We start from the raw sequence: 18,592 nt of genomic DNA, 5'->3' as shown, positions 1-18,592 counted from the left end.
ATCCCTATCGTATTTTCCGATAGGGATTTTTTTATTTGCAGCAAAAACAAATATTAAATAATTCGGAATTTTATGATAAAATTTTATAAGCGTTTACATTATTTTGGAAGGAGTGACGCGCATAAAAAACGGAACATAGCATTTTTTACATAAAGGGGGATATATCTATATGACAAAAACAGCAGAAATTCCATCACATTTAAAACCATTTGTATCAAAGCAGCATTACGACCAATACACACCTATTGATCACGCTGTATGGCGCTACATTATGAGACAAAATCATAACTTTTTAAAAGACGTTGCACATCCAGCGTATGTAAACGGATTACAGTCTTCCGGTATTAATATAGATGCCATTCCAAAAGTAGAAGAAATGAACAATTGTTTAGCACCGAGCGGCTGGGGAGCTGTTACAATTGACGGCTTAATTCCTGGCGTAGCATTCTTTGATTTCCAAGGACATGGTCTCCTGCCAATTGCGACAGATATTCGCAAAGTAGAAAATATTGAATATACACCAGCTCCTGACATTGTTCATGAAGCAGCTGGACATGCACCAATTCTACTCGATCCTACATATGCAAAATATGTAAAATTGTTCGGACAGATTGGAGCAAAAGCTTTCTCTACAAAGGAAGAGCACGAATTATTTGAAGCGGTTCGCCAATTAACGATTGTAAAAGAGAGCCGCACATCTACTCCAGAAGAAATTATTGCGGCAGAGAAAGAAGTGGAAGAAAAACAAAAACATGTTTCTGGCCTATCAGAAGCAGAACAAATTTCCCGTCTTTTCTGGTGGACAGTAGAATACGGATTGATTGGTGATATACAGAATCCGAAAATTTACGGTGCTGGACTTCTTTCATCTGTAGGTGAAAGCAAACATTGTTTAACTGACGCTGTTAAAAAAGTTCCATTCTCCATTGAATCATGTATTCAAACGAGCTACGATGTAACAAAAATGCAACCGCAGCTTTTTGTATGTGGTTCTTTCGAAGAATTGATTGAAGCACTTAAAAAATTCTCAGAAACAATGGCATTCAAATCAGGTGGTACAAAAGGTTTAGATAAAGCACTGCGTTCTGAAAATACAGCGACAGTTACTTTAAACAGCGGATTACAAATTACAGGAACACTAGTTGAAGTAGTAAAAGATGAAAATGGCGAGGCTATTTATATAAAAACAGGTAGTCCAACTGCATTAGCTATCAATCATACACAATTGCCAAATCATTCTACAGATGTGCACCAAGATGGGTTTGGTACACCAATTGGATTGTTACAAAATAATATCGCATTAGAGTCTTGCACAGACGAAGAATTAAACACATTAGGAATCTCTGTTGGCAACAAAGCTGAGCTTACTTTTACAAGCGGTGTACATGTAACAGGGACAGTAACCGACATTATTAAAAATGAGGAAAAAGTCGCTGTCATTTCATTTACAAATTGTACAGTCACTTTAAAAGATCGCTTATTATTTGATGCGGCCTGGGGTACATTTGATATGGCAGTTGGTTCAGCAATTCCTTCTGTTTTCCCTGGTGCAGCAGATCCAACAGCATTCTTTCCAATAACAGAAGAAGACGAAGTAATACCTGCACCGCGCGCGCAAACAGAACTTGAAAAAATGTACGAAACGGTTCGTGATATTCGCAGCGAAGATTTATTACACGAACAGCATATAGAACAGCTTGCAGCAATCCATCACGTATTAGATAAGTTTTATGAAAAAGAATGGCTACTACGCCTTGAGATTTTAGAGTTATTACTAGAACATAAAGTGAAGATTCCAGAACGTGCAGCATTGTTACAACAGCTTTCTTCCTTTAAAAATAATGAAGAAGTTCAGCGTTTAATCAATAACGGGCTTGCCTTACTCCCAATAAAGGATGTGACAAATAATGCAACGACTAACTAATGAAGAAGTTCAAGAAGAGTTAATGAAGTTGGATAAATGGACAGTAAAAGACGAAAAATGGATTGAACGAAAATACATGTTCTCCGACTACTTAAAAGGTGTCGAATTTGTTTCTGAAGCGGCCAAACTATCAGAAGAACGCAATCACCATCCATTCATCCTTATCCAGTATAAAGCAGTTATTATTACGTTGTCATCATGGAATGCAAAAGGTTTGACAAAACTTGATTTTGAAATGGCAAAGCAGTTTGATGAGATGTTTTTGCAAAATGAAAAAGCAATTGTACGATAAAGTGAAACTTCCATCAGTGGGGGTTTCTTTATCCCCCACCTCTCTTCTTCGCTTTTCTCTCAATCTTGAGGTGGGGGTCTTACTGCCCACGAATAGCGGGAGATGCAGAAAAGGAAGCCTAATTCAGGCTTCCTTTTTCTATTTCATAATAAATGGAATATGATGACCACAGTTCACTGTACAAATTTCTATATTAAGGTAAAATCAAAAACTCATACTATTATTCTAGTTAAAATTAGTCTTTTTTCAACATTTTCGCTTTTAAGAAACGATCTACAAATCCTTCTGCTTTCACAACAAATAAGTAAGCGCCCATTGCTAATAATGCAAGCTCCATTTCATATCCAGGATTTTTTCCATCTCCTAATAAACCAGCTGACCATTTCACTTTTACAATTGCTCCAACTAAAATAAGTGCAAATAATAGTCCAACATATCTTACGCCTAAACCGATAATTAAACAAATACCACCAACTAATTCTACTGTCGCAACGCCATATGCAAGACCCCCTGGTAAACCAATACTTGTAAACCAGCCTGCAATGTTATCGATTCCTGCTTGAAACTTCGCTAAACCATGAGCAAAAAACGTAACTCCTAATACAATTCGAATAATTAAATTACCAATATATTGATTCATTGTTATTTCTCCTTTATTGTTTTGTTATATAAAACTTTTATTCACAATACAAAACATACAATAATTTTTTTGTTCGTCAATTGATTTTTATTGAGAAAAAATAAAAAAGATTTGCTATGATACAAATATCTGTTTAGAAAAAGGAGATCGAGCATTATGAATATCGGTTCGACAATACGTGAAATTCGGCAGCGCAGAGGCATTACAATTGCGCAAATTTGTGAGGGAACAGGACTTTCTAAAGGATTTATGAGCCAAGTGGAGAACAATAAAACATCTCCATCTATTTCTACTCTAGAAACAATTGCTCATTTTCTAAATGTTCCTCTTCCTTATTTATTGTTAGAGCAAAAAGATCGAATGAAAGTTGTTAAAAAAGAAGAACGAAAATATAGTATTTACGGAAAAGACCAGCAAAGAATTGAACATGTAGCTGAGCAAGGCGGACTGCGTTTATCATTAGTAGAAATTCCTATTGGCTTTCCGAAAGAAAACACGCCAAATGCTCATGAAGGAGAAGAATGTCATCTTGTCTTGCGCGGAAAATTAGAAGTACAACATGGAGAAGATATTGCAATTGTAGAAGAAGGAGATTCGTTTTCTTGGAGCGCTTGCGTACCGCATATCGTTTGTAATATTGGGGATGAAGCTGCACTTCTTCTTATTTCAAGCTATACTGAAAATCGAAAACATGTGTATTGAAGCATTGTGAACAAATTTGTTTGCAGTGCTTTCTTTATGAAATAAAAAAGAGCAGGTTATTAGTTTCCTATCCCTGCTCTTCTCATTGAATAAACGAGAACATCCATATTATGAAATAACACCGTCTTCTCATAAGCCATACCTGTTTTTCTTGCTACAAAAATAGAAGCTGGGTGATCGGGATTAATAAGAGAAATGAGTTTTTCAAGCTTAAGTACTTGAAAGCCATAATCACGAAAAGCCGCTGCGGCTTCTTTCGCATATCCGTTTCCCCAATACTTTGGAAGCAGCCAATATCCAATTTCAATTTCTTCTTTTCCATCAACACGCTGACGGACAAGTCCTGCATGACCGATTGGTTCTCCCGTCTCTCTATGTAACATCATGAATAAACCGAGTCCACGCTCATATCCTGGAAGAATCCAGCTTTCAAGACTTTTTTGCATTGTTCATACGTTTTAGGAGTTCCTTTCCCAATGTAGCGAATCACCTGTTCGTTTGCCCATAAAGAAGCATAGAAACCTAAATCATCGATTGTATATTTCCGAAATTGTAAACGTTCTGTGTGAAACATAGCCTCCCCCTTATGTAAATTATAAACAAAAGAATATTATTTTTACAAAAAATAACAGAAAATATTTACACTTTTTGCAAACAGTCAAACTCATACTAGCATAATGAAATCTAATGAAGAGAGATAAGATTTTTTCCGATTCACTAAACATATAACTACTTATCCTCCACTAACGAGCACTAAGCCTCGCACTGATGGAAGTTTCACTTTATCCCCACCAGGATGCCACTTTTCATCATTCTATTTTTGTTTTTTATCATGAAAACTCCCGCCACTTATCTCCTTCGGATCTTGAAGTGGGGGTTTCTCGTGTATCACCTTCAAGAGATGCTTAACACGAGTGGAGTTGACACAGCTGCCTGATGGCACAACCCCTCTATTCCATTGGCAAACGCCTTTGGAACTGCTTTTTTTAAGATGTTATAGGAACCGTTCACATCTGCGTTCAGTAGTTTGTTTTCTTTCGTACGATACAAGCCACGTTTGATCCGTTTCCCACTGAATACAGGAATGTCTTCCTCACCATAAGTGGGGATCACATCATTGTCTAGAAAGGATGCCTTGCTTGTATACGATTCTTCCACGACTTGTACAATAATACCCTTTCGTTTTGCTTTATAGATGATCATTTCAATGAGGAGATTGTGTGGGGTATGGCAGAAGGATTGATTCTGTCGGTTTCCCATATCACTGTTTTGTTTCCATGATGTATTTTTCCCAATCACAATCATAGAGATCTCATGTTGAACTGCGAAATGAACAATGTGGTAACTGATTTTGTGGAAGAAATCTTTTATTTTGAGAAACCGTTTCTCATGAAGCCTCTCTAAGCGGTTTGATGTATGTGGTCCTTCTTTTGGTTCTTTCCCATGACGAAGAATACCCAGTAAATACGCCTTTTTCTTGTTGTAGTATTGATTGATACTTTTGATGACATTGCCCTTTACTAACACAGGAATGGCTCCTGTATTGGTTGTGAGAGTTGCAATGTTAGTAATACCTAAATCAATACTCATATAACGTTTGTTGTCTATATGCTCAGGTGCTGGCTCGGATTGTTCTGTTACAATTTCTACCTTAAACTTCCCATAAGCAGGAGAAACACGTACCTCTTTCAGATTTTCAATATATCCGAACAATTTACCGATATTTAATTTTATGCTTGTTTTTGGAAACCGAATGTACTTATCTTGGAGTTTACATACTTGATTTGTAAATACAATTTCTTTCATAGATGATCTAATATACTTTGGAATGCGAGGTCTGCCCGTAAAAGTAGAAGGATGTTTTTGGTATGTCTTGATGGAAGCGAAGAATGATTTCCAGTTTTGATATAGCTTCTTCATAACTGCTTGATTCGTTTGTGCTGGCAAGTTCATATAATCTTGTTGTTTCATTGTTTTAAACAAACAATCTAAGAAATGATACGATAGGAACGATTTCTCTTTTGTCGGGAATGTAAACAAGTTACATTTTATTTCTTTCTGTTCTTTAACAGGTTTTTCTTTTTGTTTTTTCACGCGTTTTTGGTATGCATGCAGTTGATTTTCATTCATGATTTCAATATGTGCTTGTAATATATGAAGAACTTCTTGTTGAAGTGGCTGTAATGGTTGATCAGTACGTAAGGCCGTATACACTTGGCGAATATAGAAGTTTGTTGTATTGTAGAGATTTTTTGCATTTTGACACATTTCCATGAAGTAGGCGTGCAATTTGTGACCTTTCTTAATCCAAATTTGATAGGTTGCATATTCTTTTTCTTTTGTCATAATTTTCACCTCCTTCTTTCCCTAATAATACTACAAAACAGCAAAAAAGAACATACATTCGTATAAATACCACAATTTTTACGAGCGCAATGGCAATTCACCCCTACCTTAAACTAGGCTATGCCCTGCGCGTTTTGAAGATGGGGGTTTCTTGCCAATTTTTCGATAAAAAAAACGCTACTTAAAGGTATGTACTCTTTAAGTAACGTTTCTATTTATAATACCTGTTCATTTTCGTTCTCCTCTAGCTTGTCACGCAGCTCTTTTGCACGGTGGAAAAAATAAAATGAACCGCCTAAAAAGGTAACGATAACCCCCATCATGGCAAACATTTGCACCGTTTCTTTTTGTCCATTTGGGAGTAATAAACCGAGCATTAAAAATGCACTTAGCGCTAACATGACTTGACCGAAGCGAATATAATCTGCAATTTTTTGCTGCAACTCTTTCATTCTTTTATCACTCCTCTTTTTTCACTTTATCATATTTTCATCGTTTCGTAGGCAAGTAAATATACCCAATGAGGGAGAAGCTTTCCATAAGAAAAAGAGCCGCAATACATGCGGCTCTTTCTTTCATTACACACCTTTATACGCTTGCATATATACCTCTTTTAGCTCTGAAATAAGTGGTAATTTCGGATTGGCTGTTGTACATTGATCTTCAAATGCTCTTTCAGAAAGTATATCAACAACCGCTTCAAATGCTTCTTTTTCAACACCTTGGCCAGCAACGCTCATATTAATATTTAATTCTTTTCCAAGAGCGATAATGGCTTGTACTAATGATTCCATGCCTTCTTCTACTGTGCTTGCTGGAAGACCAAGCATTCTTGCGATATGTGCATAACGCTCATCTGCAACAAAGTACTCATATTTAGGGAACAGCGCATGTTTTCTCGGTTTGATTGCATTATAGCGAATAACATGCGGCATTAATATCGCATTGGCACGTCCGTGCGGAATATGAAACTCCGGTCCAATTTTATGTGCTAAGCTATGGTTAATACCAAGAAACGCATTGGCAAATGCCATCCCAGCAATTGCTGAAGCATTATGCATTTTCTCACGCGCCTCTTCGTCATTTCCATCTTTATATGCACGTGGTAAATATTTAAAGACAAGATCAATTGCTTTTAAAGCTAATCCATCTGTATAATCATTTGCCATAATAGATACGTACGCTTCAATCGCATGTGTTAATACGTCCATTCCTGTGTCAGCAGTCACGTGCGGCGGTACTGTCATAACGAACTGCGGATCAACGATCGCAACGTCTGGTGTTAACTCATAATCAGCAAGCGGATATTTGATATTGTTCTTTTTATCTGTAATAACTGCAAATGGCGTCACTTCTGATCCTGTTCCAGATGTTGTCGGAATCGCAACAAACTGCGCTTTAGTTCCTAGTTTTGGATATTTACATGTACGTTTTCTAATATCTAAAAACTTTTGTTTGATACCAAAGAATTCTGTTTCTGGATGCTCATAAAATAGCCACATTCCTTTTGCTGCGTCCATTGCTGACCCACCGCCAAGAGCAATAATCACGTCCGGCTTGAAGCTTCGCATCATTTCTGCTCCTTTAAATACCGTTTCATCTGATGGATCTGGTTCTACTTCAAAGAATACTTCTATCTTTACATCATTCATATGTTGACGTAAATAATACGTTACTGTATCAACATATCCAAGCTTCACCATTCCAGGGTCTGTCACAATAAATGCACGTGAAATGTTCGGCATACTTGCTAAATATTGCGTAGCATGTTTTTCAAAATAAATTTTTGGTGGCAGCTTGAACCACTGCATATTCTTTTTTCTGTTTGCAAGTCTTTTTATATTCAGTAAATGTGTTGCTGTCACGTTTTGAGAAACAGAGTTCTTTCCGTATGATCCGCATCCAAGTGTAAGTGATGGAATAAAAGCATTATATACATCACCAATTCCGCCTTGTGATGACGGCGCGTTTACAATAAGACGGCATGCTTTCATACGTAATCCAAACTGCTTTTGTACTTCTGTATTCGTAGAGTGAATGACTGCAGAATGACCTAAACCGCCAAGCTCTAACATGTTTTCACAATGCTGCAACCCTTCTTCTAATGAATTTGCTTTTATACAAGCTAATACTGGACTTAATTTTTCACGGGATAACGGATAAGCTACGCCGACCCCTTTAATTTCTGCAACGAGCATTTTCGTATCTTCTGGTACTGTAATTCCCACTAACGCTGCAATGTAATGAGGGGATTTCCCAACAATATCACTATTTACTGCACATGTATTCTCATTTATAACAAGTTTCTCTAATTTTTTTCGTTCTTCTGTTGTTACAAAGTAACAATTGTTCGCTATCATTTCTTGTTTCACGTCATTATAGATTTCTTTATCTACAATAATTGCTTGTTCAGAAGCACAAATCATACCGTTATCAAATGTTTTCGATAAGATCACATCATTTACAGCTCGCTTCACATGTGCTGATTTTTCTATATAACACGGAACGTTACCTGGTCCTACCCCTAAAGCTGGTTTACCAGTTGAATACGCTGATTTCACCATTCCTGCGCCTCCTGTTGCTAGAACAAGTGCTACTCCTTCATGATTCATAAGCTGCTTTGTGGCTTCAACAGAAGGTCTTTCAATCCATTGAATGCAATTTTCTGGTGCTCCTGCTTTTACTGCAGCATCGCGCACTGTTTTAGCAGCTGCGATAGAGCATTGCTGCGCTGAAGGATGGAATGCAAAAATAATTGGATTTCTCGTTTTCATCGCAATGATTGCTTTAAACATCGTTGTTGAAGTTGGGTTTGTTACTGGCGTTACCCCAGCAACCACACCAACCGGCTCTGCAATTTCTATAACTTCCTCATGAGGATCCTCACGAATAATCCCCACTGTTTTATCGTTTTTTATACTATTCCAAATATATTCAGTTGCGAAAATATTTTTGATACATTTGTCTTCATACACACCGCGTCCTGTTTCTTCAACAGCCATTTTTGCTAGTGGCATATGTTGATCCACACCCGCAAGTGCCATTTCATGTACAATGTTGTCAATTTGTTCCTGTGTAAATCCTTCTAATGCTTGTAAAGCTTTTTGACCGTTCTTTACTAACGCCTCAATCATCTCTGTTACTTCTTGCATTTCATTTACAACTTTCTCTTTGACTGCCATGTAATTTCCTCCTATTTCGCTTTTGGACACATGATGTCCCTGAGGGTCTAAATATGTCCCTATTAGCTAAAAAAATAGAACTACCTTTTCTACATGAATCTTATTGTTTGTGAAACATTTCACATAAATATATGTGAAGCTTCTCGTTTCATGCTTTTTACTATACACGAGATCTTTTCATTTGTGTGTGTCCAATTTGTGAAAAGTTTCACAAATTTAAAATATAAAAAACAAGCACTACTGAGTGAAGTAGTGCTTGTTCCATTATGCTAATGCTCGTGCTAAATCTTCAATTAAATCTTCTCCGTCTTCAATTCCGACTGAAATACGAATTAATGTATCTGTAATTCCTAGTTCTGCACGGCGCTCTGCAGGAATAGAAGCATGTGTCATTTGAGAAGGAATTGAAATTAAGCTTTCTACTGCACCTAGACTTTCAGCAAGTGTAAAGTATTGCACTTTCCCAAGGACAGCGTTTAATGTTTCTTTACTATCTACATCAAATGAAATAATTGCGCCATAGCCATTTGCTTGCTCTGCTGCTAAGTCATGATTATGGTGACTGCTAAGGCCTGGATAGTACACTTTGTTTACTTTCGGATGATTTTGTAAGAACTCAGCAATTGCACGAGCATTTGCTTCATGCTCCTCCATACGTACTCCTAACGTTTTTAAACCACGTAGTAATAAAAAGCTATCTTGTGGTCCTAAAATACCGCCTGTTGAATTTTGTACGAAATGAAGCTCCTCTGCTAACTCTGCACTATTTACAGCTACTACTCCAGCAACAACATCACTATGACCACCTAAATATTTTGTTGCACTATGAAGTACAATATCTGCACCAAGAGAGATTGGTGTTTGCCAATACGGTGTCATAAATGTATTATCAACAATTGTTAATAAGTCTTGTTTCTTTAGCAAGTGCCGCAATTTGTTTAATATCTGTAATTTTTAAAAGTGGATTCGTCGGTGTTTCCACATAAATTGCTTTTGTATTTGGAAGAATTGCTTCTTTTACTACTTCTAAGTTTGTTGTATCAACAAATGTATGTTCAATTCCAAAGCGATTTAATACTTTTGACATCACACGGTATGTTCCGCCGTATACATCATCTGTTAAAACAACATGATCCCCTTTAGAGAAGAGCATCATCACCGCTGTAATTGCTGCCATACCTGATCCAAATGCAAATCCTGCATGACCATTTTCAAGAACAGCAATTGTTTCTTCAAGAGCCGCACGAGTTGGATTTCCCGTACGTGAATATTCGTACCCTTTATGATTTCCTACACCTTCTTGTTTGTACGTACTCGTTTGATAAATCGGTACTGTCACAGCTCCAGTTGAAGGTTCTCCGATATGAATACCATGAATTAATTTTGTTTTTTTCTCATTTTTTATTCCCACCCTTTGTATATATGCTTACTCAAATAGCGTTCACTGCTATCTGGAAAAATTGTTACAATATTTGTGCCCGGCTTTGCTGTCTCTGCTTCTAATAAGCTTGCATGAAGCGCTGCACCCGAAGAACTGCCAACAAGAAGTCCTTCTTTTTGTGCCAATTGTTTTACACGTGAGAATGCATCAAGATCTGAAATCGTATGAATGGCATCAAAATATGCTTGATTCAGAAATGGCGGTATAAATTCAAGCCCAATTCCTTCTGTTTCATGGGAGCCGGCTTCGCCTCCATTTAAAATTGAGCCTTCTGGTTCAACAATAACTGTTTTAATCTGCTGATTTTGCTCTTTTAAATATAACGCCGTTCCCATAAATGTTCCACCGGTACCAGCACCAGCGACAAATATGTTAATGTTTCCGTCTAGTGCTTCCCACAGTTCAGGACCTAATGTTTTATAATATGCACGTGGATTTGCTTCATTAGCAAATTGACATGGAGAATATGAATTTGGAATTTCTTCAAGAAGCTCTTCTGCTTTTGCAATAGCACCTGTCATACCTTTTGAGGTTGGTGTATGAACAATCGTTGCACCAAGAGCTTTCATAAGTTCTTGTTTTTCAATACTAAATTTCTCTGGAACGCAAACGATAACATGTAAGTTATGCTCAAGTGCTGCAAGTGCCAGTCCAATTCCTGTATTGCCAGCTGTTGGTTCAATAATTGTTCCACCTGGCGTAACAAGCCCTTTAGCAAGAGCATCCTCAATTAATTCTCGCCCTAACCGATCTTTCACACTTCCTCCTGGGTTATAGAACTCAAGCTTCGCAAAAAGCCGAACACCTTCTGGAAGTAAAAAGCGCGTAATTTCAACAAGCGGTGTATGTCCGATTAGGTCATGAACACTGCGATACACTTTCATCGTATTTCCTCCTTACCTAACACCTCAAAGGAAAAAGGCAACTGTATGTATTTCCTATATATGAAACAGTTGCCTTTTTGCTACATTACTTTAACTCTTCTAATACTTTTACGATAAAGTTTGTAGAATGAAGAGCTGCTTGATCTAAAAATTGGTCGAACGAAATATCTGATTCCTTACCAGCGATATCAGAAAGTGCTCGAATAATTACAAATGGCACTTTATATTGATAACATACTTGTGCAACTGCTGCCGCTTCCATTTCTACTGCATATAGATCAGTAAATTTCTCACGAACAAACGCAACGCGATTTGGATCGCTCATGAAAGAGTCTCCCGTTGCAATCATACCTTTTACAACTTGAATGCCATCTGCTGCTTGCATACATTTTTCAGCTAATGCAACAAGTTCTTCATCCGCTGGAAATCCTGCTGGCATTCCTGGTACTTGACCGTATTCATAATCAAATGCAGTTACATCTACGTCATGATGACGAACTTCTGTTGAAATCACAACATCTCCTACATTTAAAGAATGGTGGAATCCACCAGCTGAACCTGTATTAATAATTTTTTCTGGCTTATAACGCTCTAATAAAATCGTTGTTGACATTGCTGCATTTACTTTACCAATACCAGACTTCAACAAGATAACTTCATGTCCTGCTAATGTACCCTTCGTAAATTCACAACCTGCAACTGTTTCTGTTTCTGCTTGTTCTAACTTGTCACGTAAAATACGTACTTCTTCTTCCATCGCTCCGATTACAGCAATTCTCAATCTAATCCCTCTTTCTATTGCTTCGTTGCCTCCATTACCCAAACATAATGATTCATGCGGGTGAATGTGACTTGAAAGCCATTGTTTTCAAAAATAGATTGCATGACAGGAATACGAGTATAGTATTCCGTTTGTAAATCATTTGCTAACTGATGAAATCCTTGCTCCTGCGCAGCTTCAACAGTTTTATCATATGCTTCCTGATCTACAAATATCGTGTCAGCAAACACTATTTTACCACCTTTATTTAGCAATTGACTATACTTCGCAATTGCCACATTTTTTTCTTTATCTGTTAAGTGGTGAAAAGCATAGGTACTAACAATTGTATCAATATGCGAAGGGACAACAAAGTTCAGAAAATCACCTTCTGTAACTGATACATCTTGCGGAAGTTTTTGTTTCGCAATCGTACGCATTTCTTGTGACGGCTCTATACCATAAACAGTGTGACCAGCAGCTAATAATCTATTTGTTAAGTTTCCAGTACCAACACCAAATTCTAAAACATTTCCAAAAGATTTATTTACTACATCCTCTAAAATTTCCTCATAATGAGCGAAAACTTCTTTATATTGTACATCTTCGCCCTGTACGAAAGAATCATACGTATGAGCCCATTCATCAAATAGTTCATTAAATTCTGTACCCATAAAAATTCCCCTTTTTCTTATCGGATTTATCAGTATAATATGCCTTATACACTAAAAAGTCAACAAAAATGCACATGGTATTTCTTAGTCTACTTTGATACACTAAACTATGAACATGCGGAAAGAGGTGTGATTCATGTCGTTTACATTTGAAATGATGGAAGATAAAATTGAATTTTTTGAAGCAGCTAATTTAGCATCGCTAGAGAAGAAAATCAATGAACAAATTGATAATAATAAGGCACTTATGATGGAAGTACATCACGTTTCACATCAAATGATTATGGATCCTGAAAGTAAACGACCATATTATAGCGCTGTTGTCCATTTTAAATTGAAAAAATTGCGCTAAAAAAGAGAGAGGCTTTATCACCTCTCTCTTTTTTAATTTAGGACTTGAACAAGCGTTGGTTTCCAACCCTCATTTTCTACCCAATCAATATTTACATAATATTTTTTACCTGTTTGTTTATCTTGTACATTTCCGTATGCTTTCTGTTTTCCACTATTTCCAATACGGTGAATCACCAACTGATCTGCTGGGATATCAATTGCATAAGCAATGGCCTTTATCATCTCATTCCAGTCAGTACTTCCTTTTTGGAATGTCATTGCTGGTGATTGGCCTTGCTCTGTACCAACTGGCTTCCAAGCTGGTTTTGTATATGCTTCTGTCGCTGTTGCAATTGTTTTCTCTGCGGATACTTTTTCATTCTCTTTTGCTTTTGCTTCTTCTTCCGCTTTCTTTTTCTCTTCCTCTTCTTTTTTCTTTTGTTCTGCTGCTTTCGCGTCTTCTTTCTTCTTAGCTACTTCTTCTTTTTCTTTCTTTTTCGCAGCTTCTTTTTCTTTTTCAGTTTGCTGTGCTACCTTTTTATCACTAGAAGCAACTTGCTCTGTATTATCAGAAGTAAAGATTAGTTGATATGCTACAATCACGACCGCTAATAGCACGATACCAATTGCAATGTTCAAAACACCATTTTGACGACGCCTTTGTTGCTTTTGTTGAAATCTAGTTCCTGCCATTATTCAAACCTCCATGACATTTTTCATACTTGTTATTGTAACATCAAATGCACAAAGGTTGAAGGATTAGGACTATTTTTTCACAAAATGAAAATATTTCTTATCACTTTCTCTTATGTTCCCATTTAGCAATCGCTTCTACATAATCAGCAAAAATGCGTGGTACAACATTGTCTTGCCTATTCGTTTCTAAATCAACGACGACTAAAGCATAGCGAGGGCTTTCATACGGAAAATAACCAGCGAACCAACGATTTTCACGATTTTCTTTCCCTGTTTGTGCAGTTCCTGATTTCCCTGCTATTGTAAGTGGTAATGATTGATAAGCGGAGCCTGTACCATTTGATGCCGTTACAACACCTCTTAACAATTGCTGCACCTTCTTTATCGTATTTCTTTTGAGTGTTTTCCCTCGTAGTAGATGATCTTCAAAATGAAATAATTTCGTTCCGTTTTTATATGTAATGCCCCGAACAGCTTTGACTTCTTTCTTTTCACCCCTTCTTGCAATTGTTGCCATCATATTGGCAACAGCTAGCGGTGATAATCGAACATCTTTTTGACCGATTGCAGTTTGTTCAATTGCTTTTCGAACTGTTTTATCTCTTTCATCACGCCAAATCGTTCCCTCTTTTTCTTCTACGAGCTGCTGAAATAAAGATGTATGAAAAACAGAGCCTTTCCATCCAACGCTGTTCGCTGCTCCTAACGCCTCTACATACTTCTCAATCATCATTTTATCTTTTTGTAAGAGTTCACGCCCAAGCACTGCAAACGTACGATTACAGCTGCGAGCAAAGCTTTCTGTAAACGATAGCGTCCCCATCAACCTATCTGCTTTCCCTTCTCCGTAAAGATCCATATCACAGTCAAATCTTCGCTTTGCTGTAAGTATTCCTTCCTCAATTGCAGCAGCTGCTATAACTGTTTTAAAAACAGACCCTGGAAAATGCGGGATAAGCATTTGATTACTTGCACCTCGCTTATACGCTTCCTTGTTGTTTGTATGTAAAGACGGCTTACTCACCATCGCTAAAATTTCATTCGTTTGAATATCAAGTAATATAAGACCACCTTTCACAAGCTTGTACTGATTAATAAGTTCTTCCGCTCTCACTTGTAAACTTTTATCCAATGTTGTTTCTATAATAAGTGGATAAAAAGGATTAGCAGGATATGTATACTTAACGTTTTTCCCAAAAATCGGTTCTCCTTGCCCATCAACATGATACAGTATTTTTGCTTCTCCATCTGATAATAAAAACTCATCAAACGAGCGTTGTAACCCTGAAATACCGATCGGTGTTTTCTTCTTTTCTTTTTCCCCGTACCTCTTTACAAACTGCTCCTCATTTTCTCCAGTAATTCCAATGAGATGCTCTGCTATGATGCCATTCTGCTTCAATCTTGCATGTGCTGCTATAATACCTGGAATCTTTAAATCGTTAATTTGCTGCATTTGTTCTTTTGTTAATTTCAATGGCTTTTCATCTTGTTGAAATACAACGGGATTGTTTGCTATTCGTATTTGCTGCTCTAATTCTTTCTCTCGCACTCCGATGATATTGGCAATCTTTTGCACCGGCCAGTTCGTACGTCTTAGAAATGGAAATAAAATTAAAACTGTCTGATCATCATCCACCAACTCTTCACCATTTCGATCAGTAAAACGACCGCGTCCATCATCTACAATAACTGCCTGTGTACGCTGAGCAACGCTTTTTTCAATTAAATTAATATGTTTATCTGTAAACGACTCCGTTTCCACAAGCTGAATTTGTATTAAACGGCCAAGTAAAATAAACATCATGCACATAAAAGCTACTAAAATTATGATAATTCGCTGCTGCATTTTCATAAAAAAACACCTCGTCTTTCATTGTTGACGAGGTGTAATTCTTTTTATACAAACAGACAGAAGAAATTAATACGAAGTACAACTTTCACCTATGAGGATTTTCTTCATTTTATCTGAGTCTTGAAATGAAAAAAGCTAACTCACCATACGATGAGTTAGCTTTTTATGTTTTACTTTACAGAAACGATTTTTACGCGCATATCTCCGCCTGGCGTTTGCACGATTACTTCTTCACCAATTTGCTTACCCATTAAGCTCCTCGCGATTGGAGAATCGTTAGAAATTTTGCCTTCAAACGGATCAGCTTCCGCGCTACCAACGATTGTATATGCTTCTTCCTCACCATCTGGTAACTCTTGGAAAATAACTGTTTTACCAAGCGTTACTACTGTAGAATCTTCACCGTTATCTTCAATAATAACTGCATTGCGAATCATGTTTTCAAGCTGTGTAATACGACCTTCTACGAATGCTTGCTCGTCTTTTGCTGCATCATACTCAGAGTTCTCAGAAAGATCACCAAAGCTGCGCGCAATTTTAATACGCTCTACAACTTCTTTACGTCTTACTGTTTTTAATTGTTCAACTTCATGCTCTAACTTTTGTTTCCCCTCAAGTGTCATAGGGTATGTTTTTTCTGTTGCCATGTTTTCCACTCCTTTTATATACCAATCCCCTGAAAAAAGAGGAGTTCAATATGAAAACTCCCCCGCCTTATCATATAGCGGAGGTTTCTAGCGCAATGACACTAGTGGAGTTGTCACATACAACCCCGTATTTTTCCAATCCTTCCTTATATAAAGAAGATATGTATGGAAATTTCATATAAATATGCCCCCACCTAACATTAGGTGAGGTTGCATGTTTCATTGTATTCGATAGGAAGGGAAAAATCCCTTCTTATCGTATATCTTTTACTATGCTATTACAAATTCACTTTTTGTTCAAGAATTGTTGCAATTTTTGTAACCATAATATCGATAGCAACATGATTTTGTCCGCCTTCTGGAATAATAATATCCGCAAATTTCTTAGAAGGCTCAATAAATTGATTGTGCATTGGACGCACAACATTTACATATTGTTCAACAACAGATTCCATCGTACGACCGCGTTCTTTAATATCTCGCTGCATACGGCGTAAGATGCGAAGGTCAGCATCTGTATCAACAAACACTTTAATATCCATTAAATCGCAAAGACGTGGATCTTCTAAAATAAGAATTCCCTCTAGAATAACTACATCTTTCGGTTCTACTGGAATAATTTCTTCCGAGCGTGTATGCAATGTGTAATCGTATACAGGCTTCTCAATCTGCTTATACGCAAGCAACTGATGCAAGTGCTCAATTAACAAGTCATTATCAAATGCTAACGGATGATCATAATTTGTTTTTAAGCGCTCCTCCATTGGCAGATGGCTTTGATCTTTATAATAATAATCTTGCTCTAAGATTAAAATAGAATGACCTTGAAATTGATCAAAGATTGCTTTTGTTACACTTGTTTTACCTGATCCTGAACCACCAGCGATTCCAATTACAACAGGCTTGTTCGTCCCCATTCAACTACCACTCTTTCTTATTGAAGTATGCTTTTTCGCATCATGTTGTTCACATACACTGGTCGATCCACTTTGAATTTCACGATTTGCAACGGATGTCTCGCTGCATCTAATTCGTTTCCATCCTCATCCCAAATTTTTTCCACCGTTTGTGTAAAGTTTTCAATTTCTGGTCCAAAGAACTCAACTTCATGACCTGGTTTGAAATGGTTACGCTGCTCTATTGTCACAATGCCTGTTTCTTCATTATAATCTAACACTAAACCAGCAAAATCATACGTTGTTTTCTTACTATGATTTCCATACATTTGCTCTTGATACCCAGGAACGCCTTCAAAGAATGCAGGAGCTGTATCACGATTTGCACATTTATCAAGTTCTTCTAACCATTCTTGTTTAAACTCGAAGTTGTCTGGATCTGCACAATATGCATCGATCACTTTACGATACACAGTTGCAACAGTTGCAACGTAGTGAATTGATTTCATGCGCCCTTCAACTTTCAAGCTGTCAATCCCAATTTCAATCATTTTTGGGATAGATAAAATAAGATTTAAGTCTTTTGGACTCATCGCAAAAGGAGCATCCTCTTCTTGGAATAAAGGAAGTTCTCCTGCTTCTTTATGTTGCGATACTGTTTGAATTAAGTCATAATCCCAGCGGCAAGACTGACAGCAACCACCGCGGTTAGAGTCACGTGCCGTCATATGATTACTTAATGTACATCTTCCAGAGTACGCAATACACATTGCACCGTGGACGAATGCTTCAATTTCAATATCAACGTGCTCTTTGATTTCTTTCATCTCTTCATAGCCTACTTCACGAGCTAATACAAGACGATGCAATCCTTCTTCTTTCCAATACTGCGCTGCTTTCCAGTTGGATAATGATTGTTGTGTACTTAAATGCACTTCAACAGAAGGCGCTACACGTTTACACGTCTCAATAATAAGAGGATCTGCAACGATAATGCCCGTTACACCAGCTTTTTCAATCCCTCTTAAATATTCTTCTAAGCCATCCATATTTTCATTATGTGCAAAGATATTTGTTGTTACGTATATTTTAGCACCATATTTCTTTGCAAATTCAACGCCTTCTGCCATTTCTTCTAGCGTAAAATTACCTGCATTTGAGCGGAGACCAAATTCTTGTCCACCTAAATATACAGCATCTGCACCGTAATGGATAGCTACTTTTAGTTTTTCTAGGTTACCTGCTGGTATTAACAACTCAGGTTTCTTTACAATAACACGTTTTCCATCAATTACACGTGAAATTTCTTTGACAGTCATA

General features: G+C 37.2%; 16 protein-coding genes and 2 pseudogenes. 4 read left to right on the top strand and 14 right to left on the bottom strand.

Annotated features, from left to right (window positions below):
• The first annotated feature begins 169 nt into the window (after window positions 1–169).
• Together ACEWFJ_RS06870 and ACEWFJ_RS06865 are read left to right on the top strand one after the other, a co-directional pair.
• Window positions 170–1,924 (top strand): aromatic amino acid hydroxylase, encoded by a 1,755-nt coding sequence (locus ACEWFJ_RS06870; RefSeq protein WP_473691230.1) that lies wholly within the window; start codon window positions 170–172, stop codon window positions 1,922–1,924.
• Window positions 1,905–2,216, top strand: coding sequence for a 4a-hydroxytetrahydrobiopterin dehydratase (locus ACEWFJ_RS06865; RefSeq protein WP_098307926.1), 312 nt, complete (start codon window positions 1,905–1,907; stop codon window positions 2,214–2,216). Before ACEWFJ_RS06870 ends, ACEWFJ_RS06865 begins: the two co-directional genes overlap by 20 nt.
• Window positions 2,217–2,451: 235 nt before the next feature.
• On the opposite strand, the gene ACEWFJ_RS06860 is transcribed toward ACEWFJ_RS06865, so the two are convergent.
• Window positions 2,452–2,856: a DoxX family protein gene (locus ACEWFJ_RS06860; protein WP_473691227.1), complete on the bottom strand. Its 405-nt coding sequence runs from the start codon at window positions 2,854–2,856 to the stop codon at window positions 2,452–2,454.
• Between the two features lie 156 nt (window positions 2,857–3,012).
• Here ACEWFJ_RS06860 and ACEWFJ_RS06855 point away from each other — a divergent pair, with 156 nt between their 5' ends.
• Window positions 3,013–3,558 carry a helix-turn-helix domain-containing protein gene (locus tag ACEWFJ_RS06855; protein ID WP_473691225.1) on the top strand — a complete coding sequence of 182 codons (546 nt, stop codon included), beginning with the start codon at window positions 3,013–3,015 and terminating at the stop codon, window positions 3,556–3,558.
• A gap of 59 nt (window positions 3,559–3,617) precedes the next feature.
• Here the strand turns inward: ACEWFJ_RS06855 and ACEWFJ_RS06850 are convergent.
• From ACEWFJ_RS06850 to ACEWFJ_RS06815, 8 genes and pseudogenes are all read right to left on the bottom strand, one after another.
• Window positions 3,618–4,132: pseudogene (locus ACEWFJ_RS06850) on the bottom strand (GNAT family N-acetyltransferase).
• Window positions 4,133–4,452: 320 nt separating this feature from the next.
• On the bottom strand, window positions 4,453–5,904 hold the full coding sequence (locus ACEWFJ_RS06845) for an RNA-guided endonuclease InsQ/TnpB family protein (protein ID WP_473691223.1): 1,452 nt from the start codon (window positions 5,902–5,904) through the stop codon (window positions 4,453–4,455).
• A gap of 215 nt (window positions 5,905–6,119) precedes the next feature.
• Window positions 6,120–6,356, bottom strand: coding sequence for a YrhC family protein (locus ACEWFJ_RS06840; RefSeq protein ID WP_473691221.1), 237 nt, complete (start codon window positions 6,354–6,356; stop codon window positions 6,120–6,122).
• A gap of 126 nt (window positions 6,357–6,482) precedes the next feature.
• On the bottom strand, window positions 6,483–9,086 hold the full coding sequence (adhE, locus tag ACEWFJ_RS06835) for a bifunctional acetaldehyde-CoA/alcohol dehydrogenase (protein ID WP_473691219.1): 2,604 nt from the start codon (window positions 9,084–9,086) through the stop codon (window positions 6,483–6,485).
• Window positions 9,087–9,350: 264 nt separating this feature from the next.
• Window positions 9,351–10,491 (bottom strand): annotated as a pseudogene (locus tag ACEWFJ_RS06830) (bifunctional cystathionine gamma-lyase/homocysteine desulfhydrase).
• Window positions 10,488–11,411, bottom strand: a complete 924-nt coding sequence (locus ACEWFJ_RS06825) for an O-acetylserine dependent cystathionine beta-synthase (protein ID WP_473691217.1) — start codon at window positions 11,409–11,411, stop codon at window positions 10,488–10,490. Before ACEWFJ_RS06825 ends, ACEWFJ_RS06830 begins: the two are co-directional and overlap by 4 nt.
• 85 nt (window positions 11,412–11,496) lie before the next feature.
• Window positions 11,497–12,192, bottom strand: a complete 696-nt coding sequence (mtnN, locus tag ACEWFJ_RS06820) for a 5'-methylthioadenosine/S-adenosylhomocysteine nucleosidase (protein WP_098307941.1) — start codon at window positions 12,190–12,192, stop codon at window positions 11,497–11,499.
• A 14-nt stretch (window positions 12,193–12,206) separates the two neighbouring features.
• Window positions 12,207–12,845 (bottom strand): class I SAM-dependent DNA methyltransferase, encoded by a 639-nt coding sequence (locus ACEWFJ_RS06815; RefSeq protein WP_429708499.1) that lies wholly within the window; start codon window positions 12,843–12,845, stop codon window positions 12,207–12,209.
• 136 nt (window positions 12,846–12,981) lie between these two features.
• Here ACEWFJ_RS06815 and ACEWFJ_RS06810 point away from each other — a divergent pair, with 136 nt between their 5' ends.
• On the top strand, window positions 12,982–13,197 hold the full coding sequence (locus tag ACEWFJ_RS06810; RefSeq protein ID WP_098307945.1) for a YrzA family protein: 216 nt from the start codon (window positions 12,982–12,984) through the stop codon (window positions 13,195–13,197).
• A 32-nt stretch (window positions 13,198–13,229) separates the two neighbouring features.
• Here the strand turns inward: ACEWFJ_RS06810 and ACEWFJ_RS06805 are convergent, their stop codons facing one another.
• The 5 genes from ACEWFJ_RS06805 to ACEWFJ_RS06785 form a co-directional block, all read right to left on the bottom strand.
• Window positions 13,230–13,874, bottom strand: coding sequence for a YrrS family protein (locus tag ACEWFJ_RS06805; protein ID WP_098307947.1), 645 nt, complete (start codon window positions 13,872–13,874; stop codon window positions 13,230–13,232).
• Between the two features lie 100 nt (window positions 13,875–13,974).
• The gene (locus ACEWFJ_RS06800) at window positions 13,975–15,729 is read right to left on the bottom strand and encodes a peptidoglycan D,D-transpeptidase FtsI family protein (RefSeq protein WP_473691214.1); all 1,755 of its coding nucleotides are present in this window, start codon (window positions 15,727–15,729) and stop codon (window positions 13,975–13,977) included.
• A 170-nt stretch (window positions 15,730–15,899) separates the two neighbouring features.
• Window positions 15,900–16,376, bottom strand: coding sequence for a transcription elongation factor GreA (greA, locus tag ACEWFJ_RS06795; protein WP_473691212.1), 477 nt, complete (start codon window positions 16,374–16,376; stop codon window positions 15,900–15,902).
• A gap of 278 nt (window positions 16,377–16,654) precedes the next feature.
• Entirely contained in the window at window positions 16,655–17,293 is a 639-nt protein-coding gene (udk, locus tag ACEWFJ_RS06790; protein WP_473691210.1) for a uridine kinase, read from the bottom strand.
• A gap of 17 nt (window positions 17,294–17,310) precedes the next feature.
• Window positions 17,311–18,591 (bottom strand): peptidase U32 family protein, encoded by a 1,281-nt coding sequence (locus ACEWFJ_RS06785; protein ID WP_473691208.1) that lies wholly within the window; start codon window positions 18,589–18,591, stop codon window positions 17,311–17,313.
• Window position 18,592 lies beyond the last annotated feature (1 nt).

It is taken from the genome of Bacillus sp. EA-CB0995 (assembly GCF_055814245.1).
The sequence above is the reverse complement of the archived record's forward strand: the minus strand, read 5'-3'. Positions and strand labels throughout refer to the sequence as shown.

What these genes read in the sequence shown, in the direction of transcription:
- ACEWFJ_RS06870 (WP_473691230.1), top strand. Translation starts at nt 170, where the DNA reads ATGACAAAAACAGCAGAAATTCCATCACATTTAAAACCATTTGTATCA.
- ACEWFJ_RS06860 (WP_473691227.1), bottom strand. Translation starts at nt 2,856, where the DNA reads ATGAATCAATATATTGGTAATTTAATTATTCGAATTGTATTAGGAGTT.
- ACEWFJ_RS06855 (WP_473691225.1), top strand. Translation starts at nt 3,013, where the DNA reads ATGAATATCGGTTCGACAATACGTGAAATTCGGCAGCGCAGAGGCATT.
- ACEWFJ_RS06845 (WP_473691223.1), bottom strand. Translation starts at nt 5,904, where the DNA reads ATGACAAAAGAAAAAGAATATGCAACCTATCAAATTTGGATTAAGAAA.
- ACEWFJ_RS06840 (WP_473691221.1), bottom strand. Translation starts at nt 6,356, where the DNA reads ATGAAAGAGTTGCAGCAAAAAATTGCAGATTATATTCGCTTCGGTCAA.
- adhE (WP_473691219.1), bottom strand. Translation starts at nt 9,086, where the DNA reads ATGGCAGTCAAAGAGAAAGTTGTAAATGAAATGCAAGAAGTAACAGAG.
- ACEWFJ_RS06825 (WP_473691217.1), bottom strand. Translation starts at nt 11,411, where the DNA reads ATGAAAGTGTATCGCAGTGTTCATGACCTAATCGGACATACACCGCTT.
- ACEWFJ_RS06815 (WP_429708499.1), bottom strand. Translation starts at nt 12,845, where the DNA reads ATGGGTACAGAATTTAATGAACTATTTGATGAATGGGCTCATACGTAT.
- ACEWFJ_RS06810 (WP_098307945.1), top strand. Translation starts at nt 12,982, where the DNA reads ATGTCGTTTACATTTGAAATGATGGAAGATAAAATTGAATTTTTTGAA.
- ACEWFJ_RS06800 (WP_473691214.1), bottom strand. Translation starts at nt 15,729, where the DNA reads ATGAAAATGCAGCAGCGAATTATCATAATTTTAGTAGCTTTTATGTGC.
- greA (WP_473691212.1), bottom strand. Translation starts at nt 16,376, where the DNA reads ATGGCAACAGAAAAAACATACCCTATGACACTTGAGGGGAAACAAAAG.
- udk (WP_473691210.1), bottom strand. Translation starts at nt 17,293, where the DNA reads ATGGGGACGAACAAGCCTGTTGTAATTGGAATCGCTGGTGGTTCAGGA.
- ACEWFJ_RS06785 (WP_473691208.1), bottom strand. Translation starts at nt 18,591, where the DNA reads ATGACTGTCAAAGAAATTTCACGTGTAATTGATGGAAAACGTGTTATT.